The organism is Streptomyces thermoalcalitolerans (genome assembly GCF_039525155.1).
GTDB classification, from domain to species: Bacteria; Actinomycetota; Actinomycetes; order Streptomycetales; family Streptomycetaceae; genus Streptomyces; species Streptomyces thermovulgaris.
On record NZ_BAAAHG010000032.1, the window covers coordinates 1 to 18059 of the forward strand.

The 18059-nt window shown below is 73.2% G+C and carries 14 protein-coding genes; 8 read left to right on the forward strand and 6 right to left on the reverse strand.

The features are described 5' to 3' along the window. The coding region (locus ABD224_RS18355; RefSeq protein WP_344051137.1) for a TSUP family transporter at window positions 1–370 on the forward strand (370 nt) is incomplete at its 5' end. Between the two features lie 26 nt (window positions 371–396). Here ABD224_RS18355 and ABD224_RS18360 read toward each other — a convergent pair. After that, window positions 397–684: a metal-sensitive transcriptional regulator gene (locus ABD224_RS18360; RefSeq protein WP_344051139.1), complete on the reverse strand. Its 288-nt coding sequence runs from the start codon at window positions 682–684 to the stop codon at window positions 397–399. A 93-nt stretch (window positions 685–777) separates the two neighbouring features. Between ABD224_RS18360 and ABD224_RS18365 the strand changes: the two genes are divergently transcribed. After that, window positions 778–1380, forward strand: coding sequence for a rhodanese-like domain-containing protein (locus ABD224_RS18365; protein WP_344051141.1), 603 nt, complete (start codon window positions 778–780; stop codon window positions 1378–1380). Window positions 1381–1599: 219 nt separating this feature from the next. On the opposite strand, the gene ABD224_RS18370 is transcribed toward ABD224_RS18365, so the two are convergent. The 5 genes from ABD224_RS18370 to ABD224_RS18390 form a co-directional block, all read right to left on the reverse strand. Then, window positions 1600–2451, reverse strand: coding sequence for a class I SAM-dependent methyltransferase (locus ABD224_RS18370; RefSeq protein ID WP_344051143.1), 852 nt, complete (start codon window positions 2449–2451; stop codon window positions 1600–1602). Between the two features lie 233 nt (window positions 2452–2684). Further along, window positions 2685–3428 (reverse strand): respiratory nitrate reductase subunit gamma, encoded by a 744-nt coding sequence (narI, locus tag ABD224_RS18375; RefSeq protein WP_344051145.1) that lies wholly within the window; start codon window positions 3426–3428, stop codon window positions 2685–2687. Beyond that, window positions 3425–4210, reverse strand: coding sequence for a nitrate reductase molybdenum cofactor assembly chaperone (narJ, locus tag ABD224_RS18380; protein WP_344051147.1), 786 nt, complete (start codon window positions 4208–4210; stop codon window positions 3425–3427). The genes narI and narJ overlap by 4 nt, the downstream gene beginning before the upstream one ends. Beyond that, window positions 4207–5742: a nitrate reductase subunit beta gene (gene narH / locus ABD224_RS18385; protein ID WP_344051149.1), complete on the reverse strand. Its 1536-nt coding sequence runs from the start codon at window positions 5740–5742 to the stop codon at window positions 4207–4209. The genes narJ and narH overlap by 4 nt, the downstream gene beginning before the upstream one ends. After that, window positions 5742–9461: a nitrate reductase subunit alpha gene (locus ABD224_RS18390; protein ID WP_344051151.1), complete on the reverse strand. Its 3720-nt coding sequence runs from the start codon at window positions 9459–9461 to the stop codon at window positions 5742–5744. Before ABD224_RS18390 ends, narH begins: the two co-directional genes overlap by 1 nt. A gap of 381 nt (window positions 9462–9842) precedes the next feature. Between ABD224_RS18390 and ABD224_RS18395 the strand changes: the two genes are divergently transcribed. The 6 genes from ABD224_RS18395 to ABD224_RS18420 all read left to right on the forward strand — a co-directional run bounded on the left by ABD224_RS18395 (window position 9843) and on the right by ABD224_RS18420 (window position 17978). Next, on the forward strand, window positions 9843–11096 hold the full coding sequence (locus ABD224_RS18395; protein WP_344051153.1) for a TIGR04053 family radical SAM/SPASM domain-containing protein: 1254 nt from the start codon (window positions 9843–9845) through the stop codon (window positions 11094–11096). Beyond that, the gene (locus tag ABD224_RS18400) at window positions 11093–13735 is read left to right on the forward strand and encodes a multicopper oxidase domain-containing protein (RefSeq protein WP_344051155.1); all 2643 of its coding nucleotides are present in this window, start codon (window positions 11093–11095) and stop codon (window positions 13733–13735) included. The genes ABD224_RS18395 and ABD224_RS18400 overlap by 4 nt, the downstream gene beginning before the upstream one ends. Next, on the forward strand, window positions 13735–14181 hold the full coding sequence (locus ABD224_RS18405) for a hypothetical protein (RefSeq protein ID WP_344051157.1): 447 nt from the start codon (window positions 13735–13737) through the stop codon (window positions 14179–14181). Before ABD224_RS18400 ends, ABD224_RS18405 begins: the two co-directional genes overlap by 1 nt. Window positions 14182–14777: 596 nt before the next feature. Beyond that, window positions 14778–16040 carry a nitrate/nitrite transporter gene (locus ABD224_RS18410; RefSeq protein ID WP_425581001.1) on the forward strand — a complete coding sequence of 421 codons (1263 nt, stop codon included), beginning with the start codon at window positions 14778–14780 and terminating at the stop codon, window positions 16038–16040. Between the two features lie 126 nt (window positions 16041–16166). Beyond that, window positions 16167–17075 (forward strand): universal stress protein, encoded by a 909-nt coding sequence (locus tag ABD224_RS18415; protein WP_344051160.1) that lies wholly within the window; start codon window positions 16167–16169, stop codon window positions 17073–17075. A gap of 105 nt (window positions 17076–17180) precedes the next feature. Next, on the forward strand, window positions 17181–17978 hold the full coding sequence (locus ABD224_RS18420) for a LysR substrate-binding domain-containing protein (protein WP_344051162.1): 798 nt from the start codon (window positions 17181–17183) through the stop codon (window positions 17976–17978). Window positions 17979–18059: the final 81 nt, after the last annotated feature.

Genomic DNA, 18059 nt, shown 5'->3' on the forward strand with positions numbered 1-18059 from the left:
CCCGGTCCGGCCCGGCCGGGCCGCGGCGGCCGGTGCCGGGCTCGGCGCGGTCACCGGTGTGCTGGGCGTCGGCGGCGGCTTCCTCGCCGTGCCGGCCCTGGTGGGCCTGCTCGGTCTGCGCATGCGCGCGGCGGTGGGCACCAGCCTCCTGGTCATCACCGTCACCTCACTGGCCGCGCTGGTGATGCGGGCCGGTACGGTCCCCGGGCCGGACTGGGCGGTCGTCGCACCGTTCGCGGGGGCCGCGGTCCTCGGTGCCTGGGACGGCGGGCGGCTGGCCACGAAGGTGTCCGGGACTGCGCTGCAACGGGTCTTCGCCGTGATGCTGCTGGCCGTGGCGGCGTTCATGCTGACCGACGTGGTGGTGTGATGCGCGACCGGCCGGTGCGGCGGGCGTCAGGCCAGCGACAGGAACAGCTTCTCCATACGGGCCCGCATCCGGGTGGCGTCCTCACCGTTCGTCCGGCCGGACTCGATGTCGGCCACGCACTTCTGCAGGCCGGTGGCGATGATGGCGAAACCGGCGCGGTCCAGGGCTCGGGAGGCGGCGGCGAGCTGGGTGACGACCTCCTCGCAGTCCCGTCCCTCCTCGATCATCCGGATCACCCCGGAGATCTGCCCCTGCGCACGGCGCAGCCGGTTCAGGACGGCCTTGAGGTCGGCCTCCTCGAGCTCCAGATCCACGATCACTCCTTGCGAAATACCCCTGGGGGTACTGTACGTCCCGATTCGGGAGCGTGTCGACCACATCTGTGTCCGGAAAGGATCCGAACCGTCATGACCCTTCCCACGCCCTCCACGCCCTCCACGCCCGAGGCCCTCGCCGTCGAGCAGGCGCACTCCCGGCTCGAGGGGCTGACCGTCATCGACGTGCGCACCCCCGGCGAGTATGCCTCGGGGCACCTTCCCGGAGCGCTCAACATCCCGCTGGACCACATCCGGAAGGCGCTCCCGGAACTCCGGCAGGCCGCGGCGCGCGGTGACCTCCTGATCGTCTGCGCCTCCGGTGCCCGCTCGCAGAAGGCCTGCGCGCTGCTGGCCGAGCAGGGCGTGTCCGCCGCCACCCTGACCGGCGGCACCGAGGCATGGGCCGCCGCGGGCCACGAATTGAGCCGGCCCCTGGCCTGCGAGACACGGGCCTCCTGGAGCATGGAACGCCAAGTGCGCCTCACCGCGGGCGCCTTGGTGCTGCTCGGTCTGCTCCTCGGCCTGGTCGTGCACCCGGCCTTCCAGATCCTGTCGGCGGGCATCGCGGGCGGGCTGGTCTTCTCCGCCCTCACCAACACCTGCGGCCTGGCCGTCCTGCTCGCCAAGCTCCCCCACAACCGGCCGCGCCCGGCCGGGCTCGACACGGCACTCGCGGCCCTGCGCAACCGGTGAGGACCGCCGGACGGGGCCGGCCCGCTCCCGGACTCCCGTGGGCCGAGAAGCCCCGGTCACGCCGACGCCCTCCGCCCGCTCGAAGGCGGAGGGCGTCGGCGGCCGGCTGGTGCCGCCGGGACGGCGAACGGGACCCGCCCGTCAGACCGCGCCGGGTCGCGGGACGGACGGTCCGGCGGCCCGGCCGCGGAGCACGGCGACGGGCACGGAGAGCCCGTCTCAGACGGACGGCGCGGTCGTGGGGCGGGCGACGAGGGCGATCGCACCCAGGTGGGCCTGGTGACGGCGGAAGACCCGGCGCATGCGCAGCACCCGGCGCAGGGCCACCGGATCCCGCAGAGCCCGGCCGGTGATGCGCAGGGTGCGCGCGAGTCCTTCGTCGGCGACGAGCCGCCGGGGTTCGAGCAGCGCCATCGGGGCGATGCGCCGGGCGGTGACGGTGAAGCCCCCGGCGGTCAGCAGGTCGCTCCAGCCGGACGGGGTGAGGGGGCGGGCGCCGACATGAAGGGCATCGTTGAGATCCGCGCCGATGCGCTCGGCGAGCGCCGGATCGATGCCGTCGGGAAGCAGGCACAGCTCGTGCAGGGCGTACCGGCCGGAGGAGTCCGCCAGAAGGCGGCGCGCCTCCGCGACGATGCGCCGTTTGGCGGGGTCGGGCCGCATGGACAGCATCGCCTCGCCGTAGACGACGGTGGCCGTGCCGTCCGGCAGTCCGGTGCGTGCCGCGTCGGCCCGCACCGCGCGGACATCGGTCCGCCCGGGCACGGTGAGGGCGCTGAGCGACGCCACCGCCGCGGGATCGCGGTCGACGGCGGTGTAGTCGGCCGGACCGCGGGCGAGAGTCAGCCGGGCGGTGGCCCCCAGCCCGCCGGCCAGCTCCACCACCCGGTCCTCGGGGCCGATGCGCAGGGTGTCCAGCATCCAGCGGGTCAGTGCCACACCGCCGGGGCGCAGCACTCGCTTGCCGAGCCGGGCCAGCAGCCAGTGGCCGGGCATCCGGGCGGGGTCCAGCTCGTCGCCGGGCAGGGGAGGAGAGGAGTGGGACGGTTTCGGGTGGCCGGTGGTCGCCATGAGCGCGCCTCGCTTCCTGCCGGCGTTCGGCCTTCTCGGCTCGGGCCTGCCCACGCCTGCGTGAGCAAGCCTATGCCCCAATTCTGTCCGTGTATGGGGCCTGATGTCCCTTCTTGAGTGCTCTGCCGTGAACACCCCTCCTGGGGGTGGCCGGCAGGGTTCAGTGCGGGTACGCCCCGGCCGGTGCCGACCGCAGACCACCTTCACCGGCCGGGGCGCGATGTGCGCCGCTCTCACACAGCGCGTCGGGAAGGCAGACGGTGTGCCTCCCCGGATACCGGCACCGGGGTGGAGGACCGGCGCCGGTAGACCAGGTAGGGGCGGACGAGATAGCCGATCGGGGCGCTCCACACATGCACCAGCCGGGTGAACGGCCAGGCCGCGAAGAGCAGGCAGGCGCTCAGGGCGTGCAGCTGGAACAGCAGCGGCGCACCGGAGATCGCCTCCGGCTGCGGCTGGAGGGTGAACAGCCCGCGGAACCACACCGAGACGGTCTGCCGGTAGTCGTAGCCGCCGCCGAACACGTTGTGCGCGACCGTGGCGAGGAAGCCGAGCAGCACGGTGGCGGACAGCAGCGGGAAGAGCACCTTGTCGCTGCGGTCGGTGCCGAGCCGGATCCGCCGGGTCAGCAGCCGGCGGGCGCACAGCATGCCGAGCCCGGTGACCATGGCGACGCCCGCCACCGAACCCGCCCACACGGCGACGGTGTGGTAGGCGTGCTCGCCGATGCCGGCCGCCTCGGTCCAGGACGCGGGCACGGCGAGCCCGACCACATGCCCGGCGATCACCATGAACGCCCCGAGGTGGAACAGCGGGCTGCCCCAGCGCAGCCAGCGGTGCTCCAGCAGCTGGCTGGTGCGCGAGGTCCAGCCGAACTGGTCCTGCCGGTAGCGCCAGACGTGCCCGACGGCGAACACGGCCAGACAGACGTAGGGGAAGGCGACCCACAGCAGGAGGTCGGTTCCTGAAGCATTCATCGAGGACCATCCGGAGACGTCGGAAGGGACGGTGGCACAAGGGTGGGGGCGGCCCGGTCGGGCGGGACGAAGGTGCCGGGCGGGGCGAACAGGTCGCCCGCGTACGGCTCCAGACCGACGTCCTCGTCCGGCGGTCCCTCGGCGGCCAGTTCGGCCACGGCCGCGAGATCCGCCTCGGTGGCGGGCGGCATCAGCGTGAGCAGCGCGGCCAGCAGATGCCGGTAGGGCGAGGCCGCGTCGGCGAGCGCCTGGTGGATCAGCATCAGACCGCGCCGGTGCCGGCGCAGCGGCGCCTCGCCCGCACCCGGTCCGGACAGCGCGGCGAACTCCAGCACCACCGGCAGATGGTCGGGCAGTTCACCGCTGCCGTTCTCCCAGCCCGCGGCCCGGTAGCACTGGGCCAGGGCGAGCAGGGCCATGCCCCGGCGGCGGGTGTCGCCGTGCAGGTAGTAGGTGAGGTAGAGGCTGCTCTTGCGGCGCAGGTCGAACATCTCGACGTAGTGCTGCTCCAGGGCCTCGGGCTTCTGCTCGGTGAACCAGGCGGTGAACGCCGCCAGTTCGGTGGCGGCCGGGGACGGGGGCAGCGCCTCCACGGCGGCGGCCACGGTGGGCCGCGCGGCGACCAGCTCGGCGTCCGGGTACTGCAGCAGCAGGGACAGCAGCCGCAGCACCAGCGCCCGCTGCTCGGTCTCCTCGGGCGTGAGCCGGGGCGGGCGGCGCGTGGTGGCCGCCCGCAGCCGGGCGCGTACGATCGAGGGCACCGTACCGGGCAGGGGGCTCATGGCCGGCCTCCGGCGGGGGCCTCGGAAGCACTCCGGCGCAGGGTGGGGATGCCGAGCATGACCTTCCGCTCGGCCGGCCCGCCGTGGGACTCCACCGGGCAGCGGTTCTCCAGGGCGGTCAGCGCCGCCGCGTCCTCCTTGTGCGCGGCCGGTACGACGTACCGGTCCTGGTACTTGGCCACCGCCAGCAGCCGGTGCAGATCCTCCGCCTGGCGGGCGGTCAGCCCCACGGCCTTGAGCGCCGTCTCGTCACCGGTCCCGCTCAGCATCTTCTCGCGCATGTACGAGCGCAGCGCGGTCAGCTTCATCAGCACCCCGGCGACCACGTCCGTGTCCCCGGCGGTGAACAGTTCCGCCAGGTACTCCAGCGGAATGCGCAGCCGGGTGACGGCGGCGAACACATGGTCCGGGTCGTCCTGGTCGCCGCCCGCGGAGGTGACGGCGTCCAGGACGGGGGAGAGCGGCGGCACGTACCAGACCATCGGCAGCGTGCGGTACTCCGGGTGCAGCGGCAGCGCCACCTTGTACGTGGACACCAGCGCGTACACCGGCGAGCGGCGGGCCGCCTCCAGCCAGTCCTCGGGAATGCCGGACTCCCGGGCCCCCGCGATCACCTCGGGATCGTTCGGGTCGAGGAAGAGGCCGCGCTGCGCGTCCAGCAGGTCCCGCTCGTTGGGGGTCGCCGCGGCCTCGCCCACCTTGTCGGCGTCGTACAGCAGCAGCCCCAGGTAGCGCAGCCGGCCCACACAGGTCTCCGAGCAGACCGTGGGCTGCCCCGCCTCGATGCGCGGGAAGCAGAACGTGCACTTCTCCGCCTTGCCGGTGACGTGGTTGATGTACACCTTCTTGTACGGGCACGCCGTCACGCACATCCGCCAGCCCCGGCAGCGGTCCTGGTCCACCAGGACGATGCCGTCCTCCACCCGCTTGTACATCGCGCCGGACGGACAGGCCGACATGCAGGCCGGGTTGAGGCAGTGCTCGCACAGCCGGGGCAGATGGAACATGAAGGTCTGCTCGAACGCGAACTTGACCTTCTCGGCCCACTCGCCCCTCAGATTGGGGTCGCCGCCCGCGTGCTCGGGCGCACCGCCCAGGCCGTCCTCCCAGTTGGCGCCCCAGGTGATGGAGGCCGGCTTGCCGGTGAGCACCGAGCGGGGGCGGGCGACCGGCATGTCCGGGCCCGCCGGGGCGCTGACCAGGTTGTCGTAGTCGTACGTCACCGGCTCGTAGTAGTCCTCGAGGGACGGCAGGTCGGGGTTGGAGAACAGCGACAGCAGCCGCTTGCCCCGTCCGCCGGAGCGCAGCACCAGCCGGCCCTTGCGGTCCAGCATCCAGCCGCCCTTCCACTGCTCCTGGTCCTCGTAGCGGCGCGGATAGCCGACGCCCGGCTTGGTCTCCACGTTGTTGAACCAGGCGTACTCCACGCCGGTCCGGTTGGTCCAGGTCTGTTTGCAGGTGACCGAGCAGGTGTGACACCCGATGCACTTGTCGAGGTTCATCACCATCGCGATCTGGGCCAGTACACGCATCAGTAGTCGACCTCCTGGCTGCGACGGCGGATGACCGTGACCTCGTCACGCTGGTTGCCGGTCGGGCCGTAGTAGTTGAAGGCGTAGGTGAACTGGGCGTAGCCGCCCGCGAGGTGGGTGGGCTTGAGCAGCAGCCTCGTCAGCGAGTTGTGGATGCCGCCGCGTTTGCCGCCGACCTCGGCCTTCGGCACGTTCACCGTGCGGTCCTTGGCGTGGTACATGTACACCGTGCCCTCGGGCATCCGGTGGGTGACCACCGCACGGGCGACCACGACGCCGTTGCGGTTGTACGCCTCGATCCACTCGTTGTCCTTCACGCCGATCTTCTCGGCGTCCGCGGTGGACATCCAGATCACCGGGCCGCCGCGGGACAGCGCCAGCATGTAGGCGTTGTCCTGGTACTCGGAGTGGATGGACCACTTGGAGTGCGGGGTCAGATACCGCACCGTCACCTCGGCGCGGCCCTCTTCGTGCAGATGCTCGTCGCCGTAGTGCCGCAGCGCGTTCAGCGGCGGCCGGTAGACGGGAAGCTGCTCGCCGAGCTCGGCCATCCAGTCGTGCTGGACGAAGAAGTGCTGGCGGCCGGTGAGGGTGTGCCAGGGCTTGAGGTGCTCGACGTTGATCACGAACGGGGAGTAGCGGCGGCCGCCGGTCTCCGACCCCGACCACTCGTAGGAGGTCATCACCGCGCGCGGCTGGGTGCGGGTGTCGGCGAAGGTGATCCGCTCGGCCTCGCGCTCGGCGGACAGCTCCGCCAGGCCCTTCCTGCCGGTCTGCCGCTCCAGTTCCCGGAAGCCCTCGGTCGCCAGCCGGCCGTTGGTGGTGCCGGACAGGGCGAGGATCGCCTCGCACATGTTGCTCGCGGTGGCCAGCGACGGCCGGCCGGCGCCGACGCCGTCGCGCACGGTGCCGCAGCGGCGTCGCAGCTCCTCGATCTCCCGGTCCGGGCGGACGGTGACCCCCTTGGTGGTGGTGCCGAGGGTGTCGAGCAGCGGGCCGACGGCGCGGATCTTCTGGGCCACGGCCGCGTAGTCGCGCTCCACCACGACCAGCTTCGGCATGGTCCGGCCGGGAACCGGTTCGCACGCGCCGGTCCTCCAGTCGCGTACGACCCCGCCCGGCTGGGCGAGTTCGTCCGGGGTGTCGTGGGTGAGCGGCACGGCGAGGACGTCGGTGCGGGTGCCCAGGTGCTCGGCGGCCAGCTCGCTGAACCGGTCGGCGATGCCCAGGAAGATGTCGTAGTCGGTGCGGGCCTGCCAGGGCGGGGCGATGGCCGGGGTGAAGGCGTGCACGAAGGGGTGCATGTCCGTGCTGGACAGGTCGTCCTTCTCGTACCAGGTCGCGGCCGGCAGCACCACGTCGGCCAGCAGACCGGTGGAGGTCATCCGGAAGTCCAGGGTGACCAGCAGGTCGAGCTTGCCCTCGGGTGCCTCCTCGCGCCACACCACCTCCTCGGGCCGCTTGTCCTTTGGGGTCTCGGCCGAGCGGACGGCCGCGTCCGTGCCCAGCAGATGGCGCAGGAAGTACTCGTTGCCCTTGCCGGAGGAGCCCAGCAGATTGGCCCGCCACACGGTCAGCACCCGGGGGAAGTTGGCCGGGTCGTCCGGGTCCTCGACGGCGAACCTCAGCCGTCCGGACTTCAGTTCGTCCACGATGTACTCGGCGACCTCGCGTCCCTGGGCCGCGGCCTCGTCGCACAGATCCAGGGGGTTGCGGTTGAAGCCGGGGTGGCCCGGTGTCCAGCCCAGACGCACGGCCTGCGCCAGACAGTCCGCGAACCCCTTGCCCTTGAAACGGCCCGCGCCGAGCGGCGAGGCCAGCTCCTCGGGCCCGAAGGCCTCGTAACGCCACTGGTCGGTGTTGAGGTACCAGTAGGAGGTGCCCGCCATGTGCCGGGTCGGCCGCTGCCAGTCGAAGGCGAACGCCAGGTGCTGCAGGCCGGTCACCGGACGGACCTTCTCCTGGCCCACGTAGTGCGCCCAGCCGCCGCCGTTGACGCCCTGGCAGCCGGTCATCGTGGTCAGCGCCAGGAACGCCCGGTAGATCGTGTCGGAGTGGAACCAGTGGTTGGTGCCCGCACCCATCGCGATCATCGACCGGCCGCGTGTGCGCTCGGCGTTGCGGGCGAACTCCCGGGCGATCCGGGCCGCCTGCTCGGCCGGCACCGAGGTGATGGTCTCCTGCCAGGCCGGGGTGTACGGCTGCGACGCGTCGTCGTAGCCGAGCGGCCAGGTGCCCGGCAGACCGGGCCGGGCCACCCCGTACTGGGCGAGCAGCAGGTCGAGGACGGTGGTGACGAGCCGGCCGCCGATGCGCCGCACGGGCACCCCGCGCATCATCACCGAACCGCCCTCGGTGGCGCCCTCGTCGAACCGGGGCAGTGCCACCTCGACCGTGTCCTCGGCCGTCTCCAGCAGGCTCAGCTCGGGGACGACGTCGCCCAGGTCGAGGTTCCAGCGGCCTCGCTCGGCCTCACCCCATCTGAAGCCGAGCGAGCCGCCCGGGACCACCGGCTTGCCGGTGGTCCGGTCCAGCAGCACCGTCTTGAACGCCGCGTTCTCCTCCTCGGGCTCCTGTCCGCCCTCTTCCCGGCCGAGGTCGGCGGCGGTCAGGAACCCGTCCGGGACGAGCCCGTGGGAGCTCTCCCGCAGCGTCACCAGGAACGGTGCGTCCGTGTAGGTCCGCAGATAGTCGCGGAAGTAGGGCACTTCGCGGTCGATCAGGAATTCGCGCAGAATGACATGGCCCATGGCCATCGCCAGTGCCCCGTCGGTGCCCGGGTGCGGGGACAGCCACTCGTCGGCGAACTTCACGTTGTCCGCGTAGTCGGGGCTGACCGCGACGACCTTGGTGCCGTTGTAGCGGGCCTCGGTCAGGAAGTGCGCGTCCGGGGTGCGGGTGACCGGGATGTTCGACCCCCACATGACCAGGTACCCCGCGTTCCACCAGTCGGCCGCCTCGGGGACGTCCGTCTGGTCGCCGAACACCTGGGGCGAGGCGACCGGCAGGTCGGCGTACCAGTCGTAGAACGACAGCAGGGTGCCGCCGATCAGCGACATGAACCGGGCGCCGGCCGCGAACGACGCCATCGACATCGCCGGGATCGGCGAGAAGCCCGCCACCCGGTCCGGGCCGTAGGTCTTGATGGTGTGCACATGGGCGGCGGCCACCAGCTCGGACACCTCGTCCCAGTCGGCGCGCACCAGACCGCCCTTGCCACGGGCCCGCTTGTACGCCCGTGCCTTCGCCGGATCCCCGGTGATCTCCGCCCATGCGGCCACCGGGTCACCGAGCCGGCGCCGGGCCTCGCGCCACATCTTCAGCAGCGTGCCCCGCACATACGGGTACCGGACCCGGCTGGGGGAGTAGGTGTACCAGGAGAACGAGGCACCGCGCGGGCAGCCGCGCGGCTCGTACTCGGGGCAGTCCGCGCCGATCGACGGATAGTCGGTGGCCTGGTGCTCCCAGGTGATGATGCCGTCCTTGACGTACACCATCCACGAGCAGGACCCGGTGCAGTTCACTCCGTGCGTGGAGCGCACCACCTTGTCGTGGGCCCAGCGGTTTCGGTAGAAGCCTTCCCACGTGCCGTCTCCCTCGCCGAAGACGGCGCGCCCGTCGGCGGAGACCTCGCCACGGGTCAGCAGCCGGCGGGTGGCCAGAGGCCAGCCCTGTCCGGCACGAGGCTCCCGCTGCCGTGCGTTCTCGTCGTTCTCCATGGCCGGAAAACTAAGGCTGGGCCCACCGGGAGATCCTTGGGCCGAATGCCCTCGGCACGGTGTCCGAGGGCCCTCGTCCGCCCGCCCGATCAGGGACCAAGGGCCCTATGGAAAGGGTCTCTTGGCGGAGGAGACACAGGGCCCGCACGGTGCAGGCTGGCGCTGACCGAATCGGAGGCAGCGCATGTACGACAACACCCGGTGCCGGCCTGGTCTCATCCCCCGTCCCAGGCCGAGGCCGGCACGTCGTACGACATGCGCCGTCCTCCGATTCGGTCGCCGTCCGGCCGTCAGCCTCGTCTGCCCTGACTCCCAGGCGGCCGGACGGTGGGAAGGGCGGGAGAAGTGAGCGCCGGCCGGGCACCCGGGGGCGGACCCGGGGTGCGCGACGGCCGAGCGGTCCGGATGCAGCGGCAGGACGTGGGGGAACGGCCCTTCATCGTGATCTGGGAGTCCACCCGGGCCTGCCCGCTGGCCTGCGTGCACTGCCGTGCCGAGGCCGTCCCGGACCGGGACCCGCGCGAGCTGGACACCGAGGCGGCCAAGGACCTGATGCGGCAGATCGCCGCCTTCGGACAGCCGGCCCCGCTGTTCGTGATCACCGGCGGTGACCCCTTCCAGCGGCCCGACCTGCTGGAACTCATCGCCTACGGCAAGGAGGCCGGGGTCCGTGTCGCCGTCTCGCCCTCGGGCACCCCGACCCTCACCGCCGAGCGGCTGCGGGCCGTGCACGAGGCGGGCGCGGTCGGCCTCTCGCTCAGCCTGGACGGCTCCACCCCCGAGCTGCACGACGGCTTCAGAGGAGTGTCCGGCGTCTACCGCTGGACCCTCGACGCCTGGGACACCGCCCGCGCGCTCGGCATGAAGGTGCAGATCAACACCACCGTCGCCCGGCACAACCTGCACGACCTCCCGGACATCGTCCGTCTGGTGCACACCCATGGCGCGATGCTGTGGAGCGCTTTCTTCCTGGTGCCGACCGGACGCGGCACGGCCCTCGGCGCGCTGACGCCCGAGGAGACCGAGGACGTGCTGAACTTCGTGTACGACATCGGCCTCACCGTGCCCGCCAAGACCACCGAGGCCCACCACTTCCGTCGCGTCGTCCTTCAGCGCCGGGTCCTCGCCGGCCTCGGCGAGGACCACGAGAAGGTCCTCGGGCTCGGACCCCTGTACCGGAAGCTGCGCGACCGTGCGGCGGAACTGGGCCTGACCGGCGGAGGCCGCCGGGCCCGCCGCCCGCCCCTCGACGTCAACGCCGGCCGCGGTTTCGTCTTCGTCTCGCACACCGGGACCGTTCACCCCAGCGGGTTCCTGCCGCTCGGCGCGGGCAGCGTGCGCGAGCAGCCGCTGACCGAGATCTACCGCACCTCCGAGCTGTTCACCGGCCTGCGCTCCCCCGACCGGCTGGGCGGCCGGTGCGGTTCCTGCGAGTTCCGCCGGGTCTGCGGCGGCTCCCGCTCCCGCGCCTACGGCGTGACCGGCGACCCGTACGCCGAGGAGCCCTGGTGCGGCTACGTCCCCGGATCCTTCCCCCACCAGCGGGAACTGGCCGCGCTGCTGTCCGGAGAGCTGTCCAGAGAGGCAGAACGCGGCAACGGCAGCCGGCCGACGGACCTGCGAGGAACATCATGAACGAAGTCGAGGGCGCTCCCCAGGCGGAAGGACGCAAGCAGCTTCCGCTCCTTCCGCCCGCCGACACCGATGCCCGGTCCAGCCGGTTCACCCGGTCGGGAGTGCGCTCCCGCCATCTGCGGGCGCACATCCTGGTCGCCGGGTGGGCGGTCCTGGCACTGCTCGCGGCCACCGCGCAGGGAACGCTGCCGGTGGCCCGCTGGCTGGCGGTCCACCTGTTCCTGCTGGGCGCGGCCACCACCGCGATCGTGGTGTGGAGCGAGCACTTCGCCGTCGCGATGCTGCACGCCCGGCGGCCCGACCGGCGGTGGAGCGCCGTACGGCTGGGCGGGGTGAACCTGTCCGTGGCCGGGGTGCTGACCGGGGTGTGGGCCGATCTGCCCGCACTGATCGTGGCGGCCTGCGCGGGACTGGTCGCCGCCGTCGTCGCGCACCTGGTGGTGCTGGTGCGCATGGGCCGGGGTGCGCTGGGCGGCCGGCTGGCGCCGATCACCGTGTACTACCGGGCGGCCGCGGCGGCCCTGGCCGCCGGAGCGGTGCTGGGCGGGCTCCTGGCCGTCGGCGCGGTGGGCCCGCACGGGCACGCCGGTCTGCGGCTCGCCCACATCCACCTCACCCTGCTCGGCTGGATGGGACTGCCCGTCCTGGGCACCCTGTTCATGCTCTGGCCGACCGTCCTCGGCGTCCGGATGCACGAGAACACCACACGGACGGCCCGCTGGGTGCTGGCGCTCACCGGAGGCGGACTCGCGGTCGCGGTGACCGGGATGGCGGTCGGACGGCACGAGGCGGCGGCGGCCGGGCTCGCCGTGTACGCCGCCGGAGTGGCCGTCGCCGTACGGCTGCTGACGGTCACCGTGCGGCGGGGACGCAGCCCTGTCTCGGCGTCCGCCGCCTGGACACTGGCGGCGTCCGCCGGATGGCTGGTGGCCGGGGTGGCCGTCGACCTGGTGCTGCTGGCCACCCGCTCCGCGACCGCCGCCCTCGACGGCGTCGACGTGCTGCTTCCGCTGTTCCTCCTCGGCTTCGTCGCACAGGTGCTCATCGGCGCGCTGACGTATCTGCTGCCGGTCGTGCTGTCCGGCAGCCCCGGGGAGCGGGCCGGACTCCGGGCGGTGCTGGAGCGGGGCTGGGCGCCCCGGCTGATCGCCCTCGACCTGGCCGTCGCACTGCTCGTCCTGCCCCTGCCCGGCCCCGCCGCGACGGCGGGGACGGTGCTGGCAGCGGGCGCCGCGGTGGCGTTCCTCGTGCCCGTCGTGGCGGTGCTCGGCCGCCGTGTCCGGCCGGACGGGCCGTCCCGGGCGCCCGCGCTGATCGGCACCGCGGTGGCCACCGTCGTCACGGTACTGGCCGTGCTGGTCGCCAACAGCGGGACCGGCGGGACCACGGGCAGTGGTTCGCACGAGGCCGCCGGAGCGGGAGGCGTCGGCACCGTCACCACCACCCGCACGGTGTCCGTCTCCCTGCACAACATGCGCGTCACCCCGAGCCGGATCGAGGTCGCCCGCGGAACCGCACTGCGCCTGCGGGTCACCAACCGCGACGCACAGCGCCACGACCTGAGGATCGAGGACGGCCCCGCCACCCCGCTGCTGTCCCGGGGGGAGTCCCACACCCTCGACCTGGGCACCGTCACCTCCGACCGCAAGGGCTGGTGCACGGTCCCGGGCCACCGCGCCGCCGGCATGAGCCTGGACATCGTGGTCGACGGCGGCACGCACGGTTCCCCGGAACAGGACGGCCACACCATGGCCACCGCACCGGGCAAGGGCCTCGACCTCGCCGCCGGCTTCTCCCGCGGCTGGCGGCCGCGCTCCGCCGTGCTCCCCGCGGCCCCCGGTGCCACGGTGCACAAGGTCGAACTGCGCGCCCGGCGCACGACGGTGGAGGTCGCCCCGGGCGTACGGCAGGAGATGTGGACCTTCGGCGGGACCGCTCCCGGCCCCACCCTGCGCGGCAAGGTGGGCGACATCTTCGAGATCACCCTCGTCAATGACGACCCCACGATGGGGCACGGCATCGACTTCCACGCCGGCGCCCTCGCCCCCGACCGGCCGATGCGCACCCTCCAGCCGGGGGAGCGGCTCGTCTACCGGTTCCGCGCCGAGCGGGCCGGCGCCTGGCTGTACCACTGCAGCACCGCGCCGATGCTCCAGCACATGGGCAACGGCATGTACGGCGCCGTGATCATCGATCCGCCCGGGCTGGCGAAGGCCGACCAGGAGTACGTCCTGGTCTCCTCCCAGCTGTACCTCGGCACCCCGGGCAGCGAGGGCCAGGTCGCGAAGATGCGTCAGAACACCCCGGACGCCTGGATGTTCAACGGCGTCGCCGCTCAGTACGCCAAGGCGCCGCTGAAGGCACGCGCCGGGCAGCGGGTCCGCTTCTGGGTGGTCGCGGCCGGTCCGAGCGACGGCATCGCCTTCCACGTCGTGGGCACGGTCTTCGACACCGTCTACAAGGAGGGCACCTACCTGCTGCGGCCGGGCGACAAGGGCGGATCCCAGGCGCTCGACCTGGCGCCCGCCCAGGGCGGCTTCGTGGAGACGGTGTTCCCCGAGGCCGGCCACTACCCCTTCGTCGACCACGACATGCGCCATGCCGAGGCAGGGGCGCACGGCATGGTGAAGGTGGAGTGATGGACGGAGTCGGACTCTGGCAGCTGGTGCGTTTTCTGCACGTCACCGGTGCCGCGCTGTGGGTGGGCGGCCAGCTGGCCCTGTCCCTGGTGGTCCTTCCGCTGTCCCGCCGCATCCTGGCGGCGGAGGCCCGCGGCGACTTCGTCGCGCGGGTGGGCCGCCGGTTCGGCATGCTGACCGGGGCCGTGTTCCTGCCGGTGCAACTGGGCACCGGCTGGGCCATCGCCTGGCACAAGGGCGTCACCTGGGCCTCGCTGGCCGACCCCGGCTACGGCCGGATCCTGGTCACCAAGCTCGGCCTGTTCGTCCTGGTCATGCTCGCCGCGGCCGCGCACGGCTGGGCGCACGCCAAGGGCCGTTCCGAACTGGCCCGCGCCCTCGCCGTGGCCTCCCTGGTCGGCTCCCTCGGCGTCGTCCTGCTCGCCGCCGCGCTGCCCGCCACATGACCTGACGGCGCGCGCGGACGGCTCTGCCGTGGACTTCGCAGGCCACGTCCCTGGCCAGGGCGCAGTGCACGAAGTCCACCGGGCACGCCGGGGGAGCACCCTGCCCGGCTTTCCGGGCGTTCACCTGTCCGCCCGGCTCTTTGGAGCTCATCCGTCCGGCTCTCCGGGTGTCCACCCGTCCGGCTCTCCGGGTGTTCACCCGTCCACGAGGGGCTGCTGGCCCCTCTCATCCCCTGCGTTGCGTGCCGGGACGACCGGGTACCCGGCTCCCTGCGTCGTCCACGGTCGCGTTGTCCATGCCCGTGTCCACGTGCGGTCGGGCCTTGCCGTCACCGGACCGGCCGTCCGGTCCCGGACGCCGGGACGGCGGTCCCTGCGGGGTGGGGACGGTCCGCCCCGAGGCAGGGACCCTCGGTCCCTCCTCGGGGATGTGCGCGGCTGCGGATAGTGACAGCGGGCTGCCGAGCCGGCCGGTACGTGCCGGCGGGCGCTTCCGGGCGCCGCTGAACGCCGGTGAACACCGATGACCGAGGAGCCCGCGGTCCGGGGGAGACCCCGGCGCCGTACGACTGCACGAGCGAAGGGACAAAAACGGCATGCAGGAGCCGTTGAGGACGAAAGAGGAGAGGTCGGCGCCGGACCCCGCGCCCGTGCCGGGGCGGGCCTGGCTGATGCTGGCACTGGCCACGGTGGGCTTCGCCGTGAACTTCTGGGCCTGGGCGCTGCTCAGCCCGTTGGGTCCGCGTTTCAAGGACACCCTGGAGCTGTCCTCGTTCGAGCAGTCGCTGCTGGTGGCGGTGCCGGTCGTGGTCGGGTCCCTGGGACGCATCCCCGTGGGGGCGCTGACCGACCGGCTCGGCGGGCGGACGATGTTCTCGCTGGTGTCGGCGGTGACCATCGTGCCGGTGCTCTATCTGGGCCTGGCCGGGCACTCCTCGTTGCTCGCACTGCTGGTGGGCGGTTTCTTCCTGGGCATCGGCGGTACCGCCTTCGCCGTCGGTGTGCCCTTCGTCAACGCCTGGTTCCCGCCGCGGCGGCGCGGTCTGGCCCTCGGCATCTTCGGCATGGGCATGGGCGGCACCGCGATCAGCGCGCTGACCACGGTGCAGCTGGTCGACGCCCATGGCATGGCCACCCCCTTCCTGGTCACCGCGGCCGTCCTCGCCGTGTACGCGGTCGTGGCGGCCCTGGTGATGCGGGACGCGCCCGGACACACCGTGTCGACCGAGCCCATGACCCGCCGGCTGATCGCGACCTGCAGGCTCGGCGTCACCTGGCAGGCCTCGGCGCTGTACGCGGTGGCCTTCGGCGGTTACGTCGCCTTCTCCGTCTACCTGCCCACCTACCTGAAGAACAGCTACGGCCTGAGCCAGGCGGACGCCGCGAACCGGATGGCCGGGTTCGTGCTGCTGGCCGTGGCGATGCGGCCGGTCGGCGGCTGGCTGTCGGACCGCATCGGCGCGGTGCGCGTACTCGGCGGAACGCTGGCCGTGGTGCTCGTGGGCGCGTTCGTGCAGTCCACGACCCCGTCGCTGATGCCGGCCGGCACCATCGCCTTCCTCGCCATGGCCGCCGCGCTCGGCGCGGGCAGCGGCGCCGTGTTCGCCCTGGTGGCCCTGCTGGCCCCGCCCAAGCAGGTCGGCTCGGTCACCGGCATCGTCGGCGCCGCCGGAGGCCTGGGCGGCTTCGTGCCGCCCCTGGTGATGGGGTCGCTGTACGGCGCCTACGGCTCCTACGCGATCGGCCTGATCCTGCTGGGCCTGGTCGCCACCGCGGCCCTGGCCTTCACCGGGACCGGGGTGCGCAGTGCCGTCACCCGGCGCACCCGCCGGGCGACCGCCCAGCCCCTGCCGCACTGACCGGACCGACCGGACGGGGAGAGAGGCCCAACGGCCCCCGTCTCGTGCCCCGGCGGCCCCTGGCGGGGCACGCCGGGGCACGAGACGCTGGCAGGGGAGCGGATCGAAGCACAGGAGGTGTGCGCCATGGTTTCGCCCGTTGTCGCCGGAGTCGATGGTTCCGAGGAGAGCCTGGCCGCTGCCGAGTGGGCCGCGCGCGAGGCCGAGCGCCGGGGGCGCAGCCTGCGGCTGTTCCACGCCTGGAACTGGCATCCGGGTCCGGCCGGCGTGCGGGTGGACGCGGCCCGGCGGCGCCGGGCCCGGCAGGTGCTGGGCCGGGCGGAGGAGCGCATCCGCAAGGCCTGCCCCACGGTGCGCCTGGAGGAGGAACAGGTCCTGGGGCCGGCGACCACGGCCCTGCTCAGGGCGGCGGGGCGGGCCGATCTGCTGGTGCTGGGATCGCGCGGCCTGAGCGGCTTCACCGGCTTCCTGGTGGGCTCCGTCGCCCTGGGCACGGTGGCCCGGGCCACCTGCCCGGTCGTCCTGGTGCGGGCCGGTGAGGAGGCCGCGGACGAGCACTTCCCGGAGGCCGACGGCAGTCCCTCCACCCGTACCGGCTACCGGGACGTGGTGCTCGGCCTGAACGTCGCCCTGCCGTGCGACGCGGTGATCGATTTCGCCTTCCGGGAGGCGCAGCTGCGCCGGGCCCGGCTGCGGGCCGTGTACGCCTGGCAGCAGCCGTCCGCGCTGGGTCTGGGACCCGGTGAGATCGCGCTGGTGGACGACCCCGGGCGGGCCGAGGAGTGGCAGAGTTTCCTGTCCGCGGTGCTCCGGGTGTGGCGGGACAAGTACCCGGAGGTGGACGTCGTGGAGACGGTGGTACGGGACAAGCCCTCGACCGCGCTGGTGCGGGCCGCCTCCGGCGCGAGCCTGCTCGTCGTCGGCCGCCGCCCGTCCGCCCGCCCGGCGGGCCCGTCCACCGGACCGGTCACGCACGCCGCCGTCCACCACGCGGGCTGCCCGGTGGCGGTCGTCCCCCACGAGCCCCACGGATGAGCCGCCCGCGGTGAGGGCCCCGGAGCCTCTCGGGCGTGAGCCCGGCGGCCCCGGCGGCCCGTACAGCGGGACGGGCCTCTCCGCCGCACCGGGTAACCTGTCGGGGTGACCGGCTCGGATGCATCGGATGCAGCTGCCTCGTTCCGACTCGCGTACATCCCTGGGGCGACGCCCGCCAAGTGGGTGCGGATCTGGAACGAGCGCCTCCCCGACGTCCCCCTCATCCTGGTCCAGGTCCCGGCCGCCGAGGCCTGTGAGGCGCTGCGCGACGGCGCGGCGGACGCGGGGATCGTCCGTCTGCCGGTGGACCGCACCGTCTTCAGCGCGATCCCTCTCTACACCGAGACGACGGTGGTGGTCGTCCCCAAGGACCACGTGGTGACGGCCGTGGACGAGGTGTCCCTGGAGGACCTCGCCGACGAGGTCGTCCTCCACCCCCTCGACGACGTCCTCGGCTGGGACCGACCGCCCGGCGAACCCGCCTTCGAACGGCCCGCCACCACGGGGGACGCCGTCGAACTGGTGGCGGCGGGCGTGGGCGTGCTCATCGTCCCCCAGTCGCTGGCCCGCCTCCACCACCGCAGGGACCTCACCTACCGGCCTGTCGTCGACGCCCCGCAGTCGAGCGTCGCGCTGGCGTGGCCCGAGGAGGCGTACACCGACCTGGTCGAGGAGTTCATCGGGATCGTCCGCGGCCGGACGGTCAACAGCACCCGGGGACGCGGCGCCCGGACCCAGGCCCAGCGCACGGAGCAGCAGGCCGGCGGCAAGGGCTCTCGCCGCAAGCCCGCGGCGACGGGCCGGTCCGCCGGGAAGGGCCGGTTCGCCGGGACGACGGCCCGCGGCCGGCGCGGCGGCGGCGTCAGGGGCGGCCGGCGGGGCAGGCGGGGCCGCAGGGCGTAGCCGCGCCGGACACGGAGAGCGCGCCCGGACGGCGTACGGCCGGACGCGGCAGAAGAGCCCGCTCCCCGGTCACCAGGAGCG

Bases quoted from the DNA above. Each gene is read 5' to 3' on its own strand.
- ABD224_RS18365 (WP_344051141.1), top strand. From the start codon at position 778: ATGACCCTTCCCACGCCCTCCACGCCCTCCACGCCCGAGGCCCTCGCC.
- ABD224_RS18370 (WP_344051143.1), bottom strand. From the start codon at position 2,451: ATGGCGACCACCGGCCACCCGAAACCGTCCCACTCCTCTCCTCCCCTG.
- narI (WP_344051145.1), bottom strand. From the start codon at position 3,428: ATGAATGCTTCAGGAACCGACCTCCTGCTGTGGGTCGCCTTCCCCTAC.
- narJ (WP_344051147.1), bottom strand. From the start codon at position 4,210: ATGAGCCCCCTGCCCGGTACGGTGCCCTCGATCGTACGCGCCCGGCTG.
- narH (WP_344051149.1), bottom strand. From the start codon at position 5,742: ATGCGTGTACTGGCCCAGATCGCGATGGTGATGAACCTCGACAAGTGC.
- ABD224_RS18390 (WP_344051151.1), bottom strand. From the start codon at position 9,461: ATGGAGAACGACGAGAACGCACGGCAGCGGGAGCCTCGTGCCGGACAG.
- ABD224_RS18400 (WP_344051155.1), top strand. From the start codon at position 11,093: ATGAACGAAGTCGAGGGCGCTCCCCAGGCGGAAGGACGCAAGCAGCTT.
- ABD224_RS18405 (WP_344051157.1), top strand. From the start codon at position 13,735: ATGGACGGAGTCGGACTCTGGCAGCTGGTGCGTTTTCTGCACGTCACC.
- ABD224_RS18410 (WP_425581001.1), top strand. From the start codon at position 14,778: ATGCAGGAGCCGTTGAGGACGAAAGAGGAGAGGTCGGCGCCGGACCCC.
- ABD224_RS18415 (WP_344051160.1), top strand. From the start codon at position 16,167: ATGGTTTCGCCCGTTGTCGCCGGAGTCGATGGTTCCGAGGAGAGCCTG.